Source organism: Pseudomonas sp. TH06 (genome assembly GCF_016651305.1).
GTDB lineage: Bacteria > Pseudomonadota > Gammaproteobacteria > Pseudomonadales > Pseudomonadaceae > Aquipseudomonas.
On the sequence record NZ_JAEKEC010000001.1, the window covers coordinates 4,097,481 to 4,118,564 of the forward strand.

Annotated in this window: 19 protein-coding genes and 1 pseudogene; 8 read left to right on the plus strand and 12 right to left on the minus strand. The window is 60.1% G+C overall.

The window, feature by feature from the left end; genetic code table 11:
• Window positions 1-140: 140 nt before the first annotated feature.
• Window positions 141-1,367: an OprD family porin gene (locus JFT86_RS18460; protein WP_242489292.1), complete on the plus strand. Its 1,227-nt coding sequence runs from the start codon at window positions 141-143 to the stop codon at window positions 1,365-1,367.
• Between the two features lies 1 nt (window position 1,368).
• On the opposite strand, the gene JFT86_RS18465 is transcribed toward JFT86_RS18460, so the two are convergent.
• Complete coding sequence (locus JFT86_RS18465) at window positions 1,369-2,262, minus strand: LysR family transcriptional regulator (protein ID WP_201237781.1); 894 nt, start codon at window positions 2,260-2,262, stop codon at window positions 1,369-1,371.
• A gap of 128 nt (window positions 2,263-2,390) precedes the next feature.
• Between JFT86_RS18465 and JFT86_RS18470 the strand changes: the two genes are divergently transcribed.
• Window positions 2,391-2,861, plus strand: a complete 471-nt coding sequence (locus tag JFT86_RS18470; RefSeq protein ID WP_201237782.1) for a cupin domain-containing protein — start codon at window positions 2,391-2,393, stop codon at window positions 2,859-2,861.
• Window positions 2,862-2,964: 103 nt separating this feature from the next.
• Here JFT86_RS18470 and paoC read toward each other — a convergent pair whose 3' ends face one another.
• The 4 genes and pseudogenes from paoC to JFT86_RS18490 all read right to left on the minus strand — a co-directional run bounded on the left by paoC (window position 2,965) and on the right by JFT86_RS18490 (window position 8,744).
• Window positions 2,965-5,163 (minus strand): aldehyde oxidoreductase molybdenum-binding subunit PaoC, encoded by a 2,199-nt coding sequence (gene paoC, locus JFT86_RS18475; RefSeq protein ID WP_201237783.1) that lies wholly within the window; start codon window positions 5,161-5,163, stop codon window positions 2,965-2,967.
• Entirely contained in the window at window positions 5,160-6,113 is a 954-nt protein-coding gene (locus tag JFT86_RS18480) for a xanthine dehydrogenase family protein subunit M (protein ID WP_201237784.1), read from the minus strand. The genes paoC and JFT86_RS18480 overlap by 4 nt, the downstream gene beginning before the upstream one ends.
• Window positions 6,110-6,742 (minus strand): annotated as a pseudogene (gene paoA, locus JFT86_RS18485) (aldehyde dehydrogenase iron-sulfur subunit PaoA); the annotation flags it as partial. The pseudogene paoA and the gene JFT86_RS18480, both read right to left, overlap by 4 nt.
• Before the next feature lie 247 nt (window positions 6,743-6,989).
• Window positions 6,990-8,744, minus strand: coding sequence for an L-lactate permease (locus JFT86_RS18490; RefSeq protein WP_201232856.1), 1,755 nt, complete (start codon window positions 8,742-8,744; stop codon window positions 6,990-6,992).
• A 243-nt stretch (window positions 8,745-8,987) separates the two neighbouring features.
• Here JFT86_RS18490 and JFT86_RS18495 point away from each other — a divergent pair, with 243 nt between their 5' ends.
• The gene (locus tag JFT86_RS18495; protein ID WP_064120858.1) at window positions 8,988-9,191 is read left to right on the plus strand and encodes a hypothetical protein; all 204 of its coding nucleotides are present in this window, start codon (window positions 8,988-8,990) and stop codon (window positions 9,189-9,191) included.
• A gap of 43 nt (window positions 9,192-9,234) precedes the next feature.
• Here the strand turns inward: JFT86_RS18495 and JFT86_RS18500 are convergent, their stop codons facing one another.
• A complete protein-coding gene (locus tag JFT86_RS18500; protein ID WP_201237786.1) occupies window positions 9,235-9,510 on the minus strand; it encodes a hypothetical protein in 276 nt (91 codons plus the stop codon).
• 274 nt (window positions 9,511-9,784) lie between these two features.
• Between JFT86_RS18500 and JFT86_RS18505 the strand changes: the two genes are divergently transcribed.
• Both JFT86_RS18505 and JFT86_RS18510 read left to right on the plus strand, forming a co-directional pair.
• The gene (locus JFT86_RS18505; protein WP_201237787.1) at window positions 9,785-10,864 is read left to right on the plus strand and encodes a hypothetical protein; all 1,080 of its coding nucleotides are present in this window, start codon (window positions 9,785-9,787) and stop codon (window positions 10,862-10,864) included.
• Window positions 10,865-10,866: 2 nt separating this feature from the next.
• Entirely contained in the window at window positions 10,867-11,220 is a 354-nt protein-coding gene (locus JFT86_RS18510; protein ID WP_201237788.1) for a DUF1428 domain-containing protein, read from the plus strand.
• 116 nt (window positions 11,221-11,336) lie between these two features.
• Here the strand turns inward: JFT86_RS18510 and JFT86_RS18515 are convergent, their stop codons facing one another.
• Window positions 11,337-11,531: a hypothetical protein gene (locus tag JFT86_RS18515; RefSeq protein WP_166217069.1), complete on the minus strand. Its 195-nt coding sequence runs from the start codon at window positions 11,529-11,531 to the stop codon at window positions 11,337-11,339.
• A 103-nt stretch (window positions 11,532-11,634) separates the two neighbouring features.
• Between JFT86_RS18515 and thpR the strand changes: the two genes are divergently transcribed.
• A complete protein-coding gene (gene thpR, locus JFT86_RS18520; RefSeq protein ID WP_201237789.1) occupies window positions 11,635-12,174 on the plus strand; it encodes an RNA 2',3'-cyclic phosphodiesterase in 540 nt (179 codons plus the stop codon).
• 254 nt (window positions 12,175-12,428) lie between these two features.
• Here the strand turns inward: thpR and JFT86_RS18525 are convergent, their stop codons facing one another.
• The 5 genes from JFT86_RS18525 to JFT86_RS18545 form a co-directional block, all read right to left on the minus strand.
• Window positions 12,429-13,526 (minus strand): polyamine ABC transporter substrate-binding protein, encoded by a 1,098-nt coding sequence (locus tag JFT86_RS18525; RefSeq protein ID WP_201237790.1) that lies wholly within the window; start codon window positions 13,524-13,526, stop codon window positions 12,429-12,431.
• Between the two features lie 173 nt (window positions 13,527-13,699).
• On the minus strand, window positions 13,700-14,572 hold the full coding sequence (locus JFT86_RS18530; protein ID WP_201237791.1) for an ABC transporter permease subunit: 873 nt from the start codon (window positions 14,570-14,572) through the stop codon (window positions 13,700-13,702).
• On the minus strand, window positions 14,569-15,483 hold the full coding sequence (locus JFT86_RS18535) for an ABC transporter permease subunit (RefSeq protein WP_201237792.1): 915 nt from the start codon (window positions 15,481-15,483) through the stop codon (window positions 14,569-14,571). The genes JFT86_RS18530 and JFT86_RS18535 overlap by 4 nt, the downstream gene beginning before the upstream one ends.
• Window positions 15,480-16,622, minus strand: a complete 1,143-nt coding sequence (potA, locus tag JFT86_RS18540; protein WP_201237793.1) for a polyamine ABC transporter ATP-binding protein — start codon at window positions 16,620-16,622, stop codon at window positions 15,480-15,482. The genes JFT86_RS18535 and potA overlap by 4 nt, the downstream gene beginning before the upstream one ends.
• A 368-nt stretch (window positions 16,623-16,990) precedes the next feature.
• The gene (locus JFT86_RS18545; RefSeq protein WP_201237794.1) at window positions 16,991-17,752 is read right to left on the minus strand and encodes a gamma-glutamyl-gamma-aminobutyrate hydrolase family protein; all 762 of its coding nucleotides are present in this window, start codon (window positions 17,750-17,752) and stop codon (window positions 16,991-16,993) included.
• 282 nt (window positions 17,753-18,034) lie between these two features.
• Between JFT86_RS18545 and JFT86_RS18550 the strand changes: the two genes are divergently transcribed.
• Together JFT86_RS18550 and JFT86_RS18555 are read left to right on the plus strand one after the other, a co-directional pair.
• On the plus strand, window positions 18,035-19,411 hold the full coding sequence (locus tag JFT86_RS18550) for a glutamine synthetase family protein (RefSeq protein ID WP_201237795.1): 1,377 nt from the start codon (window positions 18,035-18,037) through the stop codon (window positions 19,409-19,411).
• A gap of 179 nt (window positions 19,412-19,590) precedes the next feature.
• A complete protein-coding gene (locus tag JFT86_RS18555) occupies window positions 19,591-21,081 on the plus strand; it encodes an aldehyde dehydrogenase (RefSeq protein ID WP_201237796.1) in 1,491 nt (496 codons plus the stop codon).
• Window positions 21,082-21,084: the final 3 nt, after the last annotated feature.

Sequence of the window (21,084 nt, forward strand, 5' to 3'; positions counted from 1 at the left end):
TGGAGGTTGTGCACTCAACATTTTTCGTGACTGCAATTGCGCTATCGCAAGCAGGCTCACTTCTACAAGGGTTGCGGGGCGCCTGAACCTTCCATGAATACTTCACAGGTGTCGTCATGCCTGAATTCACTCAGTTCGGAATGCGCAATGGATTGCTGTTGCTCGCCATTTTCAGCGGTTGGGTTCACGCGGACCTCTTCGCCGATTCCCACGCTTCGTTCGAAACCCGCAACGTTTACTTCAATCGTGACTTTCGAAATGGACCGTCAACGCAACAGTCCAAACGCGAAGAGTGGGCGCAGGGATTGATGTTCAACTTCGAATCCGGTTATACCCCCGGCATGCTGGGCTTCGGTCTGGATTTACTGGGTATGGTCGGCGTGCGTCTCGACTCCAGTCCGGACCGCGCCGGCAGTGGTCTGTTGCCCGTACGCAGCGACGGGCGTGCGGCCCGTGAGTACGGCAAACTGGGCGTGACGGCCAAGGTCAGATTATCGAAAACCGAGCTGAAGGCCGGTGCGCTGATTCCGGTCCTGCCGACACTGCGACCGCAGGACGGGATGATTTTGCCGCAGACGTTTCGTGGTGCGCTGGTGGTGTCGCAAGACCTGCCCGGCATGGTGCTGACGGCCGGCCAACTGGATCGGGTCAAGGGCCGCAACGACACGAGTTACGAACCGATTGCGCTGAACAACAAAAACAATCGATTTGCCACCAATGCGCAGGGTGCGCATCTGAATATGCTCGGTGTCGAGCGTCAGCTCAGCGATACGCTAAAGGTCAGTTATCACTACGCGGCATTGAGCGATGTCTACGATCAGCACTATCTCGGACTGACCGATACGCGGCCGATGGCCGGGGGCACGGTGAGCAGCGATCTGCGCTTCTTCTCCAGTGAAAGTCAGGGCGCGGCCAAGGCCGGAAAAATCAGCAACCAGTCGCTCAACGGCTTGTTTGGTTACGCCGCTGACGGGCACAAAATCAGCGTCGGTTATCAGGCGATGATCGGCAACAACGCGTTTCCGTACATCGAAGGCAGTGACGCGTATCTGGTCAACTACGCACAGATCGGCGATTTCGCCGAAGCACAGGAGCGTTCAAGGCAGGTGCGTTATGACTACGATTTCGAACATTCAGGCATTCCCGGGCTGACGTTCATGAGCCGCTACATCGACGGCGATCACGCGCAAGTCGCCAGTAGCCGAGGCGCCGAGTGGGAGCGTGATACCGAGGTGAAATACGTCATTCAGAGCGGCACATTCAAGGACCTCGCCTTGCGCCTGCGCAACGCTTCGTATCGCTCGTCGTTCAGTCGTGATGCCGATGAAACGCGGATTTTGCTGACGTACACCAAAGCCCTCTGGTGACTTATCCGCGATGCCGCAACGCTTCCAGCAACAACGCAAACGCCGGTGCCGCCTGACGCCGGCTCGGGTAGTAGAGGTGATAACCGGCGAATGTCGGGCACCAGTCTTCCAGCACCTGCAACAGACGTCCGTTCTCCAGATACGGTGCGACGATGTTTTCCGGAATGTAGCTCAGGCCGAATCCGTCCAGTGCCGCGTCGAGCAGTGGGTAGACGCCGTTCAAGGTGATTTGCCCGGAAACGCGCACCTTGAGGCTTTCGCCATCCTTCTCGAACTCCCAGGTGTACAGACCGCCATTGGTGGGCAGGCGCAGATTGTTGCAGGCGTGGTCGGTCAGGTCGCGGGGCGTGTGCGGTGCGGGATGGCGGGCGAAATAGGCCGGCGAGCCGACCACCGCCATGCGCATGTCCGGGCCGATGCGCGTCGCGATCATGCCTTGCGCCACGTCCTCGCCGAGGCGCACGCCAGCGTCGAAACCTTGTCCTGCGATGTCGACGAAACCGTAATCACAGCAGACCTCGACGGCGATGTCCGGGTATTTCGGCAGGAATTCCTGAAGCACCGGGCGCAACAACCAGTCCAGCGAATGATCGGTGGCACTGATGCGGATCTTGCCGGCCGGGGTTTCGCGCAGGTTACTCAGGGTGGCGAGTTGCAGTTCGATTTCTTCGAAGTGTGGGCCGACGGTTTGCAGCAGATGCTCACCGGCCTCGGTGGGGGAAACGCTGCGCGTGGTGCGAGTCAGTAGGCGCAGACCCAGTCGCGCTTCGAGTGCACGAATGGTATGGCTGAGCGCCGATTGCGAGACGCCAAGTTTGGCCGCAGCCTTGGTGAAGCTGCGCTCGCGCGCCACGGCGAGAAAGGCGAGCAGGTCAGTGGCGTTTTCGCGAAGCATTGATGAGTTTCCTGCATAAGTTTTTTCGAATTTTAGCCGATTATCGAAAGAGTACAGCCCGATAAAGTGAACGCATGTCCCGTGTAGGCGGTGCCGCACGGGTTTGGCGAAACTCTGGAGGACTTGTCATGAATCCGATTGCTGCTTCTGCTTTGACGCTTTCGTTGTTGGCTGCGGATGTTCAGGCCAATGAAAATCCACGGGTGACGGTAACGCCCAATGGATCACAACCTTCGGCCGAAGGGCCGGCTGACTGGTTTACCGGAACCGTGCGCGTCGATGCGCCGTTCAAAGGCAGCGATGACGCCCGAGTCAGCGGCGCCACGGTGACGTTCGAACCGGGTGCACGGACGGCGTGGCATACCCATCCGTTGGGTCAGACGCTGATCGTTACCGCCGGTTCAGGTTTTGTGCAGGAGTGGGGGCAACCGGTTCGGCAGATTCGCCCTGGCGACACGGTATGGATCGCGCCCGGCGTCAAGCATTGGCATGGCGCGGCGCCGACCACGGCGATGACGCATATCGCCATTGCCGAAGTGCTCGATGGCAAGGTGGTGGAGTGGATGGAGCAGGTCAGCGAAACACAATACCCACTGTAGGAGCAGCGGCAGGCTCGGGCGGCGATCGGACGATCTTTTGATTTTGATGTTTAAAAAACAAGATCAAAAGATCGCAGCCTGCGGCAGCTCCTACAGGGGCGTTTCAGATCATCTCCGGTAATGACGAGAGGATCTTGTCCAGCGTGATCGGATACTCCCGAACCCGTGCCCCGGTGGCGTTGTAGATCGCATTCGCCACCGCTGCACTGACGCCGCAAATCCCCAGCTCACCGACACCCTTGGCCTTCATCGGCGAAGAAATCGGGTCGGTCTCATCGAGGAAAATCACCTCCTGATGCGGAATGTCGGCATGCACCGGCACCTCGTATCCGGCCAGATCATGGTTGACGAAGAACCCCAGCTTTTTGTCTACCGCCAACTCTTCCATCAACGCCGCGCCAACCCCCATGGTCATCGCCCCGATTACCTGGCTGCGCGCGGTTTTCGGATTGAGAATCCGTCCGGCTGCACAGACGGCGAGCATGCGCCGCACGCGAACTTCGCCAGTCGCTGCATCCACCGCCACTTCAACGAAGTGCGCACCAAACGTCGATTGCTGATACTGCTTGGCAAGGTCGGCGAATTCGATGCTGTCCTCCGCTTGCACGGCACCGTCGTGCGCGGCATTGCGCAGGGGCAGGGTTTTGCCGCCGGCGCGTACTTGGCCGTCGGCGAACACTACGTCGTCCGCCGTCATGCCTAGTTTTTGGGCGACCATTTCACGCAGTTTCACACACGCGGCATAGACGCCTGCGGTCGAGCAGTTGGCGCCGAACTGGCCACCGGAGCCCGCCGAGACCGGGAAGCTGGAGTCGCCCAGCCGCACCACCACGTCGTCGATGCCAACGCCCATCATCTCGGCGGCCGTCTGCGCGATGATCGTGTAGCTGCCGGTGCCAATGTCGGTCATGTCGGTTTCCACCGTAACCTTGCCGTCGCGCTCCAGTCGCACCCGCGCGCCGGACTTGATCAGCAGGTTGTTGCGGATCGCCGCGCCGACGCCCATGCCGATCAGCCAGCGACCCTCGCGGCGGCTGCCGGGCTTGGCATTGCGTTGGTCCCAGCCGAATTTCTCGGCGCCGGTTTGCAGGCATTCGATCAAGCGCCGTTGGGAGAACGGCCGTTCGGTTTTTACCGGGTCGACCTGAGTGTCATTGAGAATGCGGAACTGGATCGGATCGAGTTTGAGCTGTTCGGCCATTTCGTCCATGGCGATTTCCAGCGCCATCAACCCCGGCGTTTCACCCGGAGCGCGCATGGCGTTGCCTTCGGGCAGATCGAGCGGCGCCAGACGCATGCTGACCAGACGATTTTCGCCGGCGTAGAGCAACTGACTCGGTTGCGCCGCGACCTCAACCTTGCCGTCCTCAAGGTTGCCCGACCAGCCTTCGTGAGCGATGGCGGTGAGTTTGCCGTCTGCCGTCGCACCCATACGGATACGCTGGATCGTCGCGGGGCGGTGGGTGGTGTTGTTGGCGATCTGCGGGCGGGCGAGGGCGACTTTCACCGGTCTGCTTGCCATGCGTGCGCCGAGGGCGGCGAGGATCGCGTCGGCGCGGATAAACAGCTTGCCGCCGAAACCACCGCCAATGTACGGCGAGATCAAACGGACTTTTTCCTTCGGCAAGCCAAGGGTGGTGGCGATGTCGCCGACGCTCCAGGCGATCATCTGGTTGGACGTCCACAAGGTCAGTTGATCGCCTTTCCACGCGGCCAATGTCGAGTGCGGCTCCATCATCGCGTGGGACTGATCCGGGGTAGTGTAGGTTTGGTCGAACTGCACCGGCGCGGCAGCAAACGCCGCAGCGAAATCACCGTGTTTGACGTCGGGCAGTTCGTCTTTCGGCTCCACGCCCTGATCGCGCACGCTGGCCAGATCGAACTCGCCTTTGGCCGCGACGTAATCGACTTTGACCATTTGCGCAGCGGCGCGTGCCTGTTCAAAGGTCTCGGCGACGACCAATGCCACGGCCTGGTGATAGTGCTGCACCTCTGGCCCTGCCAGCAGGTGTGCGGCGTTGTATTTGCCCTTGCCGAGCTTGCCGGCGTTGGCTGCGGTAACGATCGCCAGGACACCGGGCGCAGCTTTGGCTGCTTCCAGATCGATGTTGGTAATGCGCCCCTTGGCGATGGCCGAACCGACCATGAAACCGTAAGCCTGATTGGCCACCGCCTCATGTTGTTCGTAGGCGTAAGGCGCCTGGCCGCAGGTTTTCAGTTTGCCTTCGACACGGTCGGTCGGATGGCCGATAACTTTCAGTTGGTCGATCGGGTTGGTGGCGGCGGGCGTGTCGAATTTCATGCTTCATCCCTCGCTTGCGCCAACACCGAACCGAGCGTGCGCTCGACCAGCGTCAGTTTGAATTGGTTGTCATGGGTTGGCGTGGCGCCGTCGAGCAGGCGTTCGCTGACAGCTTTCGCCCCCTTGGGCAGCAGTGCTTCAGCCGTTTCGACGCGCCAGGGTTTGGGGGCGATGCCACCGACGGCGATGCGGCCACTGCCGTCCTTTTGCAGGATCAGACCGACCGACACCAGCGCGAACGCGTAGGACGAACGATCACGCACCTTGTGGTAAATGTGCGTGCCGCCAAGCGGAGCGGGCAGTGTCACCGAGGTGATGAATTCGCCTGGCGTGAGGCTGGTTTCGATGTTCGGTGTGGTGCCCGGCAGTTGATGGAAATCTGCCATGGCGATGCTGCGTGTGCTGCCGTCGGGTTTCACCGTTTCAATCTGCGCATCGAGCGCGCGCATCGCAATCGCCATGTCGCTCGGGTGCGTGGCGATGCACGCAGTGCTGACGCCGATGATTCCCAATTGCCGACTGACCCCGCCAATCGCCGCGCAACCACTGCCAGGATTGCGTTTGTTGCAGGCCTGATGGGTGTCGTAGAAGTATGGGCAGCGCGTGCGTTGCAGCAGGTTGCCGGCGGTGGTCGCCATGTTGCGCAATTGTCCCGAGGCGCCAGCGAGCAGGGCGCGTGACAGTAGCGCGTAGTCCTTGCGCACGCGGGCGTCGGCAGCCAGATCGGTGTTGCGCACCAGCGCGCCGATGCGCAGACCACCTTCGGGCGTGGTTTCGATCTGATCCAGCCCAAGGTGATTGACGTCGATCAGATGCAGCGGGGTTTCGATGTCGAGCTTCATCAGATCGAGCAGATTGGTGCCGCCGGCGATGAACTTCGCGCCTTCGATCTGCGCCGCTTGTGCTGCGGCGGCAGGGGAGTCGGCGCGGCTGTAGTTGAACGGTCTCATGATTGCACCTGCGCGACTTCGCTGATGGCTTCGATGATGTTCGAGTAGGCCCCGCAGCGGCAGATATTGCCGCTCATGCGTTCCTGGAATTCAGCAGCAATCAGTTGCGGTGATTCGGTCAGGCTAGGGCTGACGTGGCTGGGAATGCCGTCGCGGATTTCCTTGATGACAGCGACCGCCGAGCAGATCTGCCCCGGCGTGCAATAACCGCACTGATAGCCGTCATGCTTGATGAACGCGGCTTGCATCGGGTGCAGATTGTCCGGCATGCCGAGGCCTTCGATGGTGGTGATCTCGGAGCCTTCGTGCATGACCGCCAGGGTCAGACAGGCGTTGATCCGTCGGCCATCGGCGATGACTGTGCACGCGCCGCACTGGCCGTGGTCGCAGCCTTTTTTGCTGCCGGTCAGGTGCAGGTGTTCGCGCAAGGCGTCGAGCAGGGTGGTGCGGTTGTCGACCTCAAGAGCGCGGGGTTTGCCATTGATTTGCAGGGTTACGTTGTTCATGGCCGGTTGCTCCAGATTGGCGGCGTAGGCCCTGAGACTGATAAACGGTGGCATCGCAAACGCGGTCGCGGTCACGGCGCCGAGGATCAGAAATCTGCGTCGGGAAATCGTCATGGTTCGATTCCTTTTCTCTTCATCAGGGCAGCGGTGGTTGCACGGCCCAAACGGGCAGCCAGCGTGATCGCCGGTCTCGTTAAGGAGTGACCGCTGGACAGAGCAAAAGGTTTTTGCTGATTTGCGCTATAGAGTTATGCACGGGGCTCATCAATCAACTTGTCCTCTGTAGGAGTTGCCGAAGGCTGCGATCCTCTGATTGTAAAAAACAAGATCAAAAAATCGCAGCCTTCGGCAGCGCCTACGCGGGTTGGGGTCAGTGTCCGCCAACCACCATATGGGTGAACGGCGCCACATACGCCTGCAAGGTCACCAACCCGCCGACCAGTATTGCCAGCACAATCGAGTGGAAGAACACATAGCGCAAAATTTCGCCTTCATGCCCATACCAGCGGGTTGCGGTGGAGGCGACCACAATCGATTGCGCATCGACCATTTTGCCCATCACCCCGCCTGAACTGTTCGCCGCCGCCATGAGGATCGGGCTGATCCCGAGCTGCTCCGATGTCACTCGTTGCAAGCCGCCGAACAGCACGTTCGAGGCGGTATCCGAACCCGTCAACGCCACGCCCAGCCAACCGAGCAAGGTGCCGAACATCGGATAGAAAATCCCCGTCGCCGCAAACGCCAGACCCATGGTCGCGTCCAGCCCCGAGTAGCGCGTGAGGAACCCCAGCGCCAACATCGCCGCAATGGTGATCAGCGAAAAGCGCACCACCCACAGGGTGCGCAGGTATTGCTTGATCAGTTGCGGGATCGAATAGCCCATCAGCAATCCGCCGACAATCGCCGCCAGCAGAATTCCGCTGCCGGTGGCGGTGAACCAGGTGAATTTGTACACCGCTTCCTCGGCTTTCGGCGCGGGCACCACAGGCGGGACTTTCTCGACTTGCAGGTGCAGTGTGGTGAAGGTCACGGCCGGGGCGAAAATACGGTTGGCCTCGTTGAGCGGTTTGCCTTGCGGATCGAGTTTGGCCGAATGCGTGACCGGATCGATGGCCGGGCGCACGTCGAAAATATTCTTGAAGCCTTGGGTGCCCCAGGCAAACACAAACACGGTGAGGATGATCCACGGCATCCACGCACGCATCACTGCCGGACGCGCCTGATCGCTGAACGCAGCGCTGGCGGTGACTTTTGCTTCCTCGACTTTAGAGTTGTCGACGCGCCCCGACAGCGCCGCCGAGGTGTGAATCGTCGCCGGTTTCCACACCTTCAAAAACAGCGTCAGGCACGCCATGGAAATCAGCGCGGCAATCACATCCACCAGCATCGGCCCGTGGTAATTCGACACGAGGAATTGCGGCACGGCGAAGCTGACCCCGGCCACCAGAATCGCCGGCCATATCTCCAGCATCTTGCGCCACCCGGCGAAGGCCCAGATCAACCAGAACGGCACCAGCACGGAGAAGAACGGCAGTTGCCGACCGACCATCATCGACAGCTCCATTTCATCCAGACCGGTGACTTTGGCCAGGGTGATGATTGGCGTGCCGAGCGCACCGAAGGCCACCGGTGAGGTGTTGGCGATCAAGGCCAGGCCAGACGCGGCCAGCGGTGAGAATCCCAGGCCGATCAAAATCGCCCCGGTCACCGCCACAGGCGTGCCGAAGCCTGCCGCACCTTCGAAGAACGCCCCGAAGCAGAAGGCGATCAACAGCAACTGCAAGCGTCGATCGTCGGTGATCCGCGCCAGTGAATCCTGCAGCACTTTGAACGAGCCGTTTTCGGTGGTCAGGCGATGCAGGAAGATGATGTTGAGCACGATCCAGCCGATCGGCAACAAGCCGTTGGCCGCGCCGAACAGCGCCGCCGAACCGGCCATGCTCGCCGGCATGCCGAAGGCGAAAATTGAGATCAGCAGCGCCGAACCGAGGGCGAGCAGGGCGGCCAGATGCGCCTTGACGTGGAAGAACGCCAACGCCGCGAGCATCACCACCACTGGTACGGCGGCCATGAGCGTGGAGATCACCGGGTTGCCGAACGGGTCGTAGATTTGTTGCCAGACCATGTGCCACCTCTGCTTTTTATTCTTGAGGGCGCAGGTCCGTTGCGTGGGTGTCGTCAAGAAGCAGTATAGGTGGCATTACGCCGCTGTTCGGTCAGGCCGATTAAGGCGATAAACGGTCATCGATGGCCACTGAATCAAAGCGCTTTTGCCCGGTCGTATGGGCGGCTGCGCGCACTGCGTCCTGAAGGCGCAGGCAGCGTTGGCCGTTCCGTCGTCAAGACCTTGGTTTTAGGGAAGTGTTGAATGAAGCGCGCTACAACGATGTTGCTGACCGTGACCGCCGCCGTAATGCTCGGTGGCTGTGTGGCGGATTTTGATGATGACCACCGCCACGGTCGGCATTACGACCGCGATCATGGGCGCAATTACGACCATGACCGACGCTGGGATGACCGCGATGATCGCCGCGACGGGCGTCGCTACTACCGTGACCGTGATGATGACTGATTGAACAAAGAGGGCGTTCCCGCAAAGAAACGCCCTCGATCACTCAAGAAAAGTGAGCGCTCGCCCGGACGCTGGATCGCGCAGGCACAGAGGCCTCGATGTCCAGCAAATGGGTGGCGAGAATGTCGCTCAGAAAACGGAACTGATCGTTAATGCCGACCACTTCATTGCTGAAATGATTGGTCGCGGCGGGCATCAGCAGATCTTCGAAATCTTCGTTGAACACCAGCGCCTGCGCCTTGCGGTTGACGACGTGTTGTTCGTAGTAGTTGCTGCCGAACACCGGGAAACTCACGGAGAGTGCGATGGTGTGAATCATGATGTGAACTCCTCGTTGTGTCTCGGATGGGGTAATCGTGCCTTTCGTGAGCGGCGGGTGGAAGGCAATCGTCGCAATGGTGAATATCGACGGCATTGATGGTTGGGATGATGGCCTCTTCGCGAGCAGGCTCGCTCCCACAGGGAAGCGCATTTCAAATGTGGGAGCGAGCCTGCTCGCGAAAGCGTCATTCGGGCCGCAACCGGACAAACGGCCCATCACCGGCGCCTATACTCAAATCTGCCTATCTCCTGACTTGAAGGAAACCGCCACCGTGACCCTGCGTGCGCTGGCCCTTGCCGCATTGTTTCTGCTGGCCGGCTGCGCCTCTTCGGTGCGGGCCCCTGCGCCAGCGTCGGCAGTGGTGGTGTCGCCCGCAACCTGGCAGCAGATCGACCGCGAAATCGTCACCGCTTCGCAACAAGCCACCGAGCAGGTCAAGCTGTTCGCCCGTGGCTCGATGGAACATTGGCGCACTCGCGTCTATCAGCAAACTGAAGAAAATTTCATCCCGTGGTTCAGCAGCTACTGGACCCAGGAATGGCTGTCGATGAAGGTCAGCTGGTACACGATCAGCGCGGGCGGCGAGCAGGACGCGTCGGCCAAGCGTCTGGCGACGTATCTGCTTGAGCAATATCAGGAAAGGGTGCTGGCACCGGTGGCGGTGGAGATTGATCCGGACGCGATCCTTGGCCAATCGACGGAGTTCTACGCGCAGCAAATGGCCAAACAGATGCCGCTCATCGCCCAGCGCCACGGCGTGCCGGTCGCACAACTCAATGGACATTTACAGAAAATTCCGGCAATCGCACTCGGCCCGCCCAGCGCCCGGGACGCGTCGCTGTATCAAATAATCAGCACTGAGCCGTTGAATACACTGCCGGCCTATGCCGCGCTGATCGACAAGATCCATACCGACGGTGGCGCCAAGGGGATCGCGTCGACTGACGCGGGTATGGCCCCTGTCGCCAAGCGGGCCAGCCAACGCATGGAGGCGGAAATGGCCCCACGCGGTGCGGCCAGCGCCGTGGCCGCAGCCGCCGGCAAACTGGTCGGCGGGCTGATATCGGTGGGCGTGGTGGGTATCCGCGCCATCCTCCAGGCCAACGACCGGCCCGACAGCGAGGCGCTGATCCGCAGCAGCCTGGGCAATACCTTCGACAAGGCCTGGCTGAAACTGGTGCAGAACCCTACCACCGGTGTCATGGCCGGCACACTGCACATCGCCGGGCAGGTCGAGCGCAATCTGGGTGAGGGCGAGGAACCGTCGGTCGGGTTGGGCGTGAATCGTGTCGAATGGCAGCCACCGCAATCGACTAATCAGCAGAACGAACCCACCGTACAAGGAGAATAAACATGGCTTACATCGATATTTTCGTAGCGCCCGTGCCGACTGCCAATCGCGAACAGTACAAAAAACACTGTGAAATTGCTGCCAGGCTGTTCAAGGAATACGGTGCGCAGGACGTGGTTCAGTGTTGGGGCGATGACGTGCCGGATGGCAAGGTCACGTCATTCCCGATGGCCGTGAAACTCAAGGAGGGTGAGACGGTTTCATCCGGCTGGTTGATCTGGCCAGACAAAGCCACGCGCGACGCCGGCATGGCGAAGATGATGGACGACCCGCGCATGCAACCGGACGTTAACCCGATGGGATTTGATGGCCAGCGCATGATCTTCGGCGGCTTCAAGAACCTCCTTGAACCCTGAACCCCGCACAAATCTCTTGTAGGAGTGAGCCTGCTCGCGATGGCGTCTGCAGGTTCAAAACCTCATAGTCAGACCCACCGCCATCGCGAGCAGGCTCACTCCTACAGGTATTGTGTTCACTCAGATGGGGGGGTAATCCGGCAGCTTTTGCGCTGGCGGATCTGTTCGTCCGTCGGCCGCTCACGGATGAATTCGAAACGCGGCTCCCCCTCGCTGTAATGCACCAGCCAGCCCCATTCCAGTTCACTTTCATCTTGCCCGGGATTCGGTGGCCGGGCCCACCATGGCTCTTTGCTGAGGATCTCGCGCATGGCGACCTCCGGTTGATGGCAATCCTTGAACTATAGACCTGCGTTGCGAGTCGTCAGATCAGGCTGTGTAGAATCTGCCGATCAACCCGTGAAGGAGCAGGCCATGACCGTTGAAGCGCACAGGGATGAACCGTTCAAGCGGCTGTTCTTTGCACTGGACTGCCCACCGGCGCAACGCAAGGCAATTGCTCAGTGGCGTGCGGAGTTGGGTTTGCGGGCCGGCAAACCGGTACCGGCAGACAATTTTCATCTGACCCTGTTGTTCCTCGGCGCCGTGCCGCTGGCGCAGATCGGCGAAGTCTGCGAAGGCGCCGGCAAGGTACGCACGCCGGGCCAGGCGTTGCGCATTTCACTGGATTGCTTGCAGGTCTGGCACCGCGCCGGGGTGTTGTCACTGGCACCCGAGCAGGCGCCGCCGGAGTTGCTGCGTCTGGTCTATGCCTTGGAGCAGGCCATGTTGCCCTTCGGGTTTGAAGAGACGGCCCGCGAGTTTCGCCCGCACCTGACATTGGCGCGTGACTACCGTGCGCAGGCGCCGGAATCCGCTACGCCGCCGGAGTTCTTCCTGCGTGCCGAACGTTTTGCCTTGTTCGAATCGCACAAGGGCCGCTACCGCGTTCTGCAGGATTGGCCGCTGATCTGAAGAAACAAAAAAAGGCGCCCGAGGGCGCCTGAAATTCACCTGAGCCGAGGGAGCCAGGTGAGGCCGTTCATCTGCAGGGTGCAGCGGTGGTAAGGCGCTGCTTGAACGGGAAATCATAAATTTTTTCAGACACAACACCGACCTGTTGTAGGAGTGAGCCTGCTCGCGATGAGGCCAGCACATTCAACATCACGAGCGCCTGACACACCGCTATCGCGAGCAGGCTCACTCCTGCATTTGGATCGGCAGTGAATTCATTTACCGAGTTTCACCCGGGTCCAGCCACGGGTCATGATGCGTTGGGTGGCGATCGGCTGATCCGGCACCGCATACAACGTTGCCATCACCGCTTGCGAGGGGTACGAGCCCGGGTCGTTGCGGATCGCTTCATCCACCAATGGCGTGGCCGCCGAGTTGGCGTTGCTGTAGCCGTTGCTGTTGGTGATCTCGGCGATGATGTCCGGGCGCATCAGGAAGTCCATGAACAGGTAAGCGTTCTCGACGTTCGCTGCATCGCGCGGGATGGCGACCATGTCGTAGAAGCTGCCGGCGCCTTCCTTGGGAATGCTGTAGTCGATCACCACGTTGTTGCCCGATTCCACGGCGCGAGCCTTGGCTTGCAGGACGTCACCGGAATAACCGACCGCCACGCAGATGTTGCCGTTGGCCAGGTCCGAGATGTATTTCGAGGAATGGAAGTACGCCACGTTCGGGCGGATCTTCATGAACAGCGCCTCGGCTTCCTTGATGTGCGCGGTGTCCTTGTCGTTCACCGGGTAGCCCAGATAGTGCAGGGCGGCCGGGATCATCTCGGTCGGCGAATCGAGGAAACTGATGCCGCAGGCTTTGAGCTTTTCAGCGTTTTCCGGCTTGAACAGCAAGTCCCAGGAATTGGTCGGGGCGTTGGCGCCGAGCACTTCCTTGACCTTGGCCGGGTTGAAGCCGATGCCGATGGAGCCCCACATGTACGGGAACGCATGAGCGTTGTCCGGATCACTGGCGGCGGCGTTTTTCAGCAGCACCGGGTTGAGATTCTTCCAGTTCGGCAGCTTCGATTTGTCCAGCGTCTGATAGACGCCGGCCTTGATCTGCTTGGCCAGGAAACTGTTGGACGGCACGACCAGGTCGTAACCGGATTTGCCCGCCAGCAAACGCGCCTCAAGGGTTTCGTTGCTGTCGAAGACGTCGTAGGTCACGCGGATGCCGGTCTCGTCTTCGAACTTCTTGACGGTGTCCGGCGCGATGTAATCGGACCAGTTGTAAACACGCAGCACCTTGTCGTTGGCCTGGGCGCCCATGACGATTGCGCCCATTAAGGACAGTGTCAGCAGAGTCCTGCCAAGCATTTTCATCGGTGAAACTCCATTCTTCTTATTCAAAAACACAACACAAAAATCTTGCTATACACAGCACCATTGTGGCGAGGGAGCTTGCTCCCGCTGGGCTGCGCAGCGGCCCCAAAGATCTTGTGAGCGCTGCGCACTCAAGCGGGAGCAAGCTCCCTCGCCACAAAAGCGGTAACTCTCTATGCGGTGGCGGCACGCTGAGGCTGCCACGACTCATTCGCCGTCTGATCCATCGCTTCCTGAATCGCCTTCTTGCGGTTGGCCTCTGCCTTGCGGCCGAAGTACCAGACGAGGAAAGTCACCAGCGACACCGCCAGCAGAATCAGGCTGGCCACGGCGTTGATCTCAGGCTTCACGCCCAGACGCACCGCCGAGAACACTTCCATCGGCAAAGTCGTCGAACCCGGGCCTGACACGAAGCTCGCCAACACCAGGTCATCCAGCGACAGCGCGAACGACATCATCCCGCCCGCTGCCAGCGACGGCGCGATCATCGGAATCGTGATCAGGAAGAAAACCTTGAACGGCTTCGCCCCCAGATCCATCGCCGCTTCTTCAATCGACAGGTCCAGTTCACGCAGGCGGGCGGAGACTACCACCGCCACATAGGCTGCACAAAACGTCGTGTGGGCGATCCAGATCGTGACGATGCCACGCTCCTGCGGCCAGCCGATCAGTTGCGCCATCGCCACGAACAGCAGCAACAGCGACAGACCGGTGATCACTTCCGGCATCACCAACGGCGCGGTCACCAGGCCACCGAACAGCGTGCGACCCTTGAAGCGCGTCACACGGGTCAGCACGAACGCGGCGAGAGTGCCCAGCGCGACAGCAGCAATCGCGGTGTAGCAGGCGATTTCCAGCGAGCGCACCACCGAGCCCATCAGTTGCGTGTTGTCGAGCAAACCGACGTACCACTTCACCGACCAGCCGCCCCACACCGTCACCAGTTTCGAGGCGTTGAACGAGTAGATCACCAGGATCAGCATCGGCAGATAAATGAACATCAGGCCGAAGATCAACATGAACTTGGAAAAACCGAAGCGTTTCATCCCCGTGCCTCCATCTCTTTGGCCTGGCTGCGGTTGAACAGCAGAATCGGCACAATCAGGATCAACAGCATCACCACCGCCAGCGCGGACGCTACCGGCCAGTCGCGGTTATTGAAGAACTCTTGCCACAGCACGCGACCGATCATCAAGGTCTCCGGGCCACCCAGCAGCTCCGGAATCACGAACTCGCCTACCACTGGAATGAACACCAGCATGCAGCCGGCAATAATGCCGTTCTTGGCCAGCGGCACGGTGATTTTCCAGAAGTTGTTGAAGTTGCTCGAGCCCAGATCCGACGCGGCTTCCAGCAGGCTGCCGTCATGCTTCACGAGGTTGGCGTACAGCGGCAACACCATGAACGGCAGATACGCGTAAACCACACCGATATACACGGCGGTGTTGGTGTTGAGGATCTCGATCGGGTGATCGGTGAGCCCCGTCCACATCAGGAATGCGTTGAGCAAACCGTTGTTGCTGAGGATGCCCATCCACGCATACACGCGGATCAGGATCGCGGTCCAGGTCGGCATCATGATCAACAGCAACAGGACGTTTTGCGTTTCCTTGCCGGTTTTGGTGATCGCGTAGGCCATCGGGAAACCGATCACCAGGCACATCATCGTGCTCAGTGCGGCGACCTTCAACGAACCGAGGTAGGCCGACAGGTACAACTCGTCTTCGCCGAGCATGGTGTAGTTGCCGATGTTCAGCATCAGCTGGAATTTCTGTTCGGCGTAGGTGTAGATCTCCGAGTACGGCGGGATCGACAGCGCGGCTTCCGAGAAACTGATCTTCATCACCAGGAAAAACGGCAGCATGAAGAACAGGAACAGCCAGATGAACGGGATGCCGATCACCAGTTTTCGTCCGCTGGGCACCAGGCGCAGGAATTGCTGATTGAAGGTTCTCATGAGCGCAGTACCACGCCGCTGTCGTCTTCCCACCAGACGTAAACCTTGTCGTCCCAGGTCGGGCGCGCGCCACGGCGTTCGGCGTTGGCCATGAACGACTGGACGATTTTGCCGCCGGGCAGTTCGACGTAGAACACCGAGTGGCCGCCGAGGTAAGCGATGTCATGCACCTTGCCTTCGGACCAGTTGTAGCGGTGCTCGGGCTTGAGGGTGCTGACGAGCATTTTTTCCGGACGGATCGCGTAGGTGATCGACTTGTCCTGTACCGACGTGCTGACGCCGTGGCCGACGTAGATCTTCTGCTGCAAGTCCGGGCTGTGAATGATCGCGTGACCTTCAAGGTCTTCAACGACGGTGCCGTCGAAGGCGTTCACGTTGCCGATGAACTCGCAGACCATGCGGCTGACCGGCGCTTCGTAGATGTCGACCGGGCTGCCGATCTGGGCGATCCAGCCCAGGTGCATGATCGCGATGCGCTCGGCCATGGTCATGGCTTCTTCCTGGTCGTGGGTCACCATCACGCAGGTCACGCCGACGCGCTCGATGATCTCGACCAGCTCAAGCTGCATCTGCGAACGCAGCTTTTTATCCAGCGCTCCCATCGGCTCGTCGAGCAGCAACAGCTTCGGCCGTTTGGCCAGCGAGCGGGCGAGGGCGACGCGCTGACGCTGACCGCCGGACAACTGATGCGGCTTGCGTTTGGCGTATTGGGTCATGTGCACCAGGCGCAGCATTTCTTCGACGCGGGCGTCGATTTCACTGGCCGGCAAACGGTCCTGCTTCAAGCCGAAGGCAATGTTCTGCGCGACGGTCATGTGTGGGAACAGCGCGTAGGACTGGAACATCATGTTGATCGGCCGCTCATACGGCGGCATGTCGGTGATGTCCACGCCGTCGAGCAGAATCCGCCCTTCAGTCGGCCGCTCGAAACCGGCGAGCATGCGCAGCAGGGTCGATTTGCCCGAACCGGAGCCACCCAGCAGCGCGAAGATTTCGCCCTGATGGATCTCCAGGGACACATCGTCCACTGCTGTGGTTTCGTCGAACTTCTTGGTGACACGATCGACTTTCACCAACACCTTTTTCGGTTGCTGATGACCTTCTAGTGCCTTCCTGTAAGTGCTGGAGGCGTTTGCCATGTGAAACTCCCAACAGGTTTCAGTCGCCGGGCCAACGTGGCCTGGCTTAAGTGGATTGCAAGCCTGTAAGCGCAATGTCAGTCGTTACACATCCCTCTGTAGGCCTTCGCCTGCTCGCGATGAGGCCATCTCAGTCGACATCTTTGTTGACTGGTCTATTGCTATCGCGAGCAGGCTCACTCCTACAGGGGAATTGCGCATGCCTGACTGACCTTGCACTGCCGAGGTCTTGGTCGGCGCCGCCGTCCTGGCTGCCTGGGTCGTACTTGTTGTTATTACGGTTTGTTGTTTTCACGGATGACGGATGCGCACACGCGCAGTCGCCGACCCCGTGGGGGCAGTAAACAGTGATGAAATCCTGGGTGGTGTCAGCGCTTGTTGCGTCGCGCCGCCCGTTGCCGGCAAGCCTCGCCGAACGCCTGGAAAATCTTCAGGTAGTTCGGGTTGTCGAGTACTTGCCATTCCGGGTGCCATTGCACGCCGAGGGCAAACGTCGGGCTGTGCTCGACCGAGATCGCTTCGATCAGACCGTCCGGCGCCACCGCTTCGGCGCGCAGGCCGGGAGCGAGGCGGTCGATGCCCTGACTGTGAATCGAGTTGACCTGGAACTCGCCCGGTAACTCCAGCGCTTCGAACACGCCGCCACCCAGCACGGTCACCGCGTGAGCCGGTGCATATTGCACGGCGACATCCGGGCTATCGGCTTCACGGTGATCGAGCATGCCCGGCAGCTCATGCACCTTCTGGTGCAGGCTGCCGCCGAACGCCACGTTCATTTCCTGGAAGCCACGGCAAATGCCGAGCACCGGAACGCCCGCCGCGATGGCTGCACGCAATAAAGGAAGGGTAGTGGCATCCCGCGCCGGATCGTGATCCGTGCCGGGGGCGCTGGCCGGGCCTTGATAGTGGAAGGGTTCCACATTCGATGGCGAGCCGGTCAACAACAGACCGTCGAGTTGACCGAGCAGGTCTTCGATTTCAGTCAGATTGCCAAGGGAAGGAATGACCACTGGCAACCCCAGCGCCGCAACGCTGACAGCGCGAACGTATTTGTCGCCGCTGATGTGATAGGGGTGCAGGCCAATCTGTTTGACGCACGCAGTAACGCCGATCAATGGCTTGAATGCCATTTTTATTCACCTCGAAGTTTGACACTTGAACGAGCTTTTCCGGAGCTTAGCCTCGTTGATTTTAATTAACAACTGCCATGTAAAAAATTCTAAACGCCGTTCATCAAATCTTCATGGTTTCCGTGCGTCTGGCGCCTCTGTTGGCACGAGAGTGTTAAAAAAGACCGCAAAAATAAAGGCTGGGCGGCCAGCTGTTCGCTATTGACTTCACTTTGCCGTTCGGGTTGACTGGCTCGGCGAAACAGCAGTGAACATAATAATTAACAGCTAAATAGGTGCATCATGTCGGTCCCTCTGCGTACCGTTCAACTCAACGAAGCAAACGCATTCCTTAAGAAATATCCTGAGGTTTTGTACGTCGACCTTCTGATTGCGGATATGAACGGTGTGGTGCGCGGCAAGCGCATCGAACGCACCAGTCTTCATAAGGTTTACGAGAAAGGCATCAACCTGCCGGCCTCGCTCTTCGCCCTCGACATCAATGGCTCCACGGTGGAGAGCACCGGCCTGGGTCTGGACATCGGCGACGCTGACCGCATCTGCTATCCGATCCCCGGCACCCTGAGCATCGAGCCGTGGCAGAAGCGCCCAACCGCGCAACTGCTGATGACCATGCACGAAATCGAGGGCGAGCCGTTCTTCGCTGACCCGCGTGAAGTGTTGGCCAACGTCGTGCGCAAGTTCGACGAGTTGGGCCTGACCATTTGCGCCGCGTTCGAACTCGAGTTTTATCTGATCGACCAGGACAACGTGAACGGCCGTCCGCAGTCGCCACGTTCACCGGTGTCCGGCAAGCGTCCGGTGTCGACTCAGGTGTACCTGATCGACGACCTCGACGAGTACGTCGACTGCCTGCAAGACATCCTCGAAGGCGCGAAAGAGCAGGGCATCCCGGCTGACGCCATCGTCAAGGAAAGCGCCCCGGCACAATTCGAAGTCAACCTGCATCACGTCTCCGACCCGATCAAGGCGTGCGACTACGCCGTCCTGCTCAAGCGTCTGGTGAAGAACATCGCCTACGACCACGAGATGGACACCACCTTCATGGCCAAGCCGTATCCGGGCCAGGCGGGCAACGGTCTGCACGTGCACATTTCGATCCTGGACAAAGAAGGCAACAACATCTTTGCCAGCGAGGATCCCGAGCAGAACGCCGCGCTGCGACACGCGATCGGCGGTGTGCTGGAGACCCTGCCTGCGCAAATGGCGTTCCTCTGCCCGAACGTCAACTCGTACCGCCGCTTCGGTGCACAGTTCTATGTACCGAACTCGCCGAGCTGGGGCATCGACAACCGCACCGTGGCCGTTCGTGTGCCGACCGGTTCGTCCGATGCCGTGCGCATTGAGCATCGTGTCGCCGGTGCCGACGCCAACCCATACCTGCTGATGGCTTCGGTATTGGCCGGTATTCACCATGGTCTGACCAATCAGATCGAGCCGGGCGCTCCGGTCGAAGGCAACAGCTACGAGCAGAACGAACAGAGCCTGCCGAACAACCTGCGCGACGCATTGCGCGAGCTGGACGACAGCGAAGTCATGGCCCGCTACATCGACCCGCTGTACATCGACGTGTTTGTTGCGTGCAAGGAAAGCGAGCTGGCCGAGTTCGAAAACTCGATCTCTGACCTTGAGTACAACTGGTATCTGCATACCGTCTAAAGACCACCGCAAACCCTGTAGGAGTGAGCCTGCTCGCGATAGCGTCATCACATTCAAACGTGATGATGACTGATTCACCGCGATCGCGAGCAGGCTCACTCCTACAGGGGATCGGGTTATCAGATTTTGATTGACGGGTATTCGCTCGTCATCCATTCCCCCCTTGTCGAGCCACAACAATGACAACGACCCGCAACGACTGGGAACAACGCTTCCAGTCCCTGACCATCGAATCCCGTGCCTTTATCAATGGTGAATATCGCCCGGCGATCAGTGGCGAAACCTTCGAATGCCTGAGCCCCGTCGACGGCCGTTTCCTCGCCTCCGTGGCCAGCACCGATGAAGCCGACGCCAACCTCGCCGTCGAAGTTGCACGCCAGTCTTTCGAATCCGGCGTGTGGGCGAAAAAAGCCCCGGCCGAGCGCAAGCGCATCCTGATCCGCTTCGCCGATCTGATCCTGCAACACCAGGAAGAACTGGCGCTGCTGGAAACCCTCGACATGGGCAAACCGATCAGCGATTCGATGAGCATCGACATCCCGGCGACCGCCAACGCGATCCGCTGGAGCGCCGAAGCCATCGACAAAATCTACGACGAAGTCGCCGCTACGCCGCACGACCAACTCGGTCTGGTGACTCGCGAGCCGTCCGGCGTCGTTGCGGCCATCGTGCCGTGGAACTTCCCGCTGATCATGGCCAGCTGGAAATTCGCTCCGGCGCTGGCAGCGGGCAATTCGTTCATTCTCAAACCTTCGGAAAAATCACCACTTACCGCGATCCGTATCGCCCAATTGGCGCTGGATGCCGGCATTCCGAAAGGCGTGTTCAACGTGCTGCCAGGCTTCGGCCACACCGTTGGCAAAGCGTTGGCGTTGCACATGGACGTCGACGTGCTGGCCTTCACCGGCTCCACGGCGATTGCCAAACAGCTGATGATTTATGCCGGTCAAAGCAACATGAAACGCGTCTGGCTCGAAGCTGGGGGCAAGAGCCCGAACGTGGTGTTTGCAGACGCACCGGACTTGCGCGCGGCAGCACAAGCGGCGGCAGGCGCCATTGCGTTCAACCAGGGCGAAGTCTGCACCGCCGGCTCGCGCCTGCTGGTCGAGCGTTCGATCCGCGAGCAATTCATCCCGATGCTGGTGGAAGCGCTGCAAGCGTGGAAACCCGGTCATGCCCTCGACCCGGCGACTACCGTCGGCGCTGTGGTCGATCAGCGTCAACTCGAAAACGTGCTGCGTTACATCAGCATCGGACGTGAGGAGGGCGCCGAGCTGATCGCAGGCGGCCAGCGCACCCTCGAAGAAACCGGCGGCCTCTACGTGCAACCGGCGATCTTCGATGGCGTGACCAATGCGATGACCATTGCCCGCGAAGAAATCTTTGGCCCGGTGCTGTCGCTGATCACCTTCGACACCGCTGAAGAAGCGCTGCAGATCGCCAACGACAGCATCTTCGGCCTCGCCGCCGGGGTCTGGACCAGCAACCTGAGCAAGGCGCACACCTTCGCCCGTGGCCTGCGTGCCGGCAGCGTGTGGGTCAACCAGTACGACGGCGGCGACATGACTGCGCCGTTCGGTGGCTTCAAACAGTCGGGCAACGGTCGCGACAAATCGCTGCACGCGTTCGACAAGTACACCGAGCTGAAAGCGACCTGGATCAAGCTCTAACTC

Bases quoted from the DNA above. Each gene is read 5' to 3' on its own strand.
- JFT86_RS18495 (WP_064120858.1), top strand. From the start codon at position 8,988: ATGAAGCGCGCTACAACGATGTTGCTGACCGTGACCGCCGCCGTAATG.
- paoC (WP_201237783.1), bottom strand. From the start codon at position 5,163: ATGAAATTCGACACGCCCGCCGCCACCAACCCGATCGACCAACTGAAA.
- JFT86_RS18535 (WP_201237792.1), bottom strand. From the start codon at position 15,483: ATGAGAACCTTCAATCAGCAATTCCTGCGCCTGGTGCCCAGCGGACGA.
- JFT86_RS18460 (WP_242489292.1), top strand. From the start codon at position 141: ATGCGCAATGGATTGCTGTTGCTCGCCATTTTCAGCGGTTGGGTTCAC.
- JFT86_RS18550 (WP_201237795.1), top strand. From the start codon at position 18,035: ATGTCGGTCCCTCTGCGTACCGTTCAACTCAACGAAGCAAACGCATTC.
- JFT86_RS18490 (WP_201232856.1), bottom strand. From the start codon at position 8,744: ATGGTCTGGCAACAAATCTACGACCCGTTCGGCAACCCGGTGATCTCC.
- JFT86_RS18500 (WP_201237786.1), bottom strand. From the start codon at position 9,510: ATGATTCACACCATCGCACTCTCCGTGAGTTTCCCGGTGTTCGGCAGC.
- JFT86_RS18525 (WP_201237790.1), bottom strand. From the start codon at position 13,526: ATGAAAATGCTTGGCAGGACTCTGCTGACACTGTCCTTAATGGGCGCA.
- thpR (WP_201237789.1), top strand. From the start codon at position 11,635: ATGACCGTTGAAGCGCACAGGGATGAACCGTTCAAGCGGCTGTTCTTT.
- JFT86_RS18515 (WP_166217069.1), bottom strand. From the start codon at position 11,531: ATGCGCGAGATCCTCAGCAAAGAGCCATGGTGGGCCCGGCCACCGAAT.
- JFT86_RS18510 (WP_201237788.1), top strand. From the start codon at position 10,867: ATGGCTTACATCGATATTTTCGTAGCGCCCGTGCCGACTGCCAATCGC.
- JFT86_RS18545 (WP_201237794.1), bottom strand. From the start codon at position 17,752: ATGGCATTCAAGCCATTGATCGGCGTTACTGCGTGCGTCAAACAGATT.
- JFT86_RS18480 (WP_201237784.1), bottom strand. From the start codon at position 6,113: ATGAGACCGTTCAACTACAGCCGCGCCGACTCCCCTGCCGCCGCAGCA.
- JFT86_RS18530 (WP_201237791.1), bottom strand. From the start codon at position 14,572: ATGAAACGCTTCGGTTTTTCCAAGTTCATGTTGATCTTCGGCCTGATG.
- potA (WP_201237793.1), bottom strand. From the start codon at position 16,622: ATGGCAAACGCCTCCAGCACTTACAGGAAGGCACTAGAAGGTCATCAG.
- JFT86_RS18470 (WP_201237782.1), top strand. From the start codon at position 2,391: ATGAATCCGATTGCTGCTTCTGCTTTGACGCTTTCGTTGTTGGCTGCG.
- JFT86_RS18465 (WP_201237781.1), bottom strand. From the start codon at position 2,262: ATGCTTCGCGAAAACGCCACTGACCTGCTCGCCTTTCTCGCCGTGGCG.
- JFT86_RS18555 (WP_201237796.1), top strand. From the start codon at position 19,591: ATGACAACGACCCGCAACGACTGGGAACAACGCTTCCAGTCCCTGACC.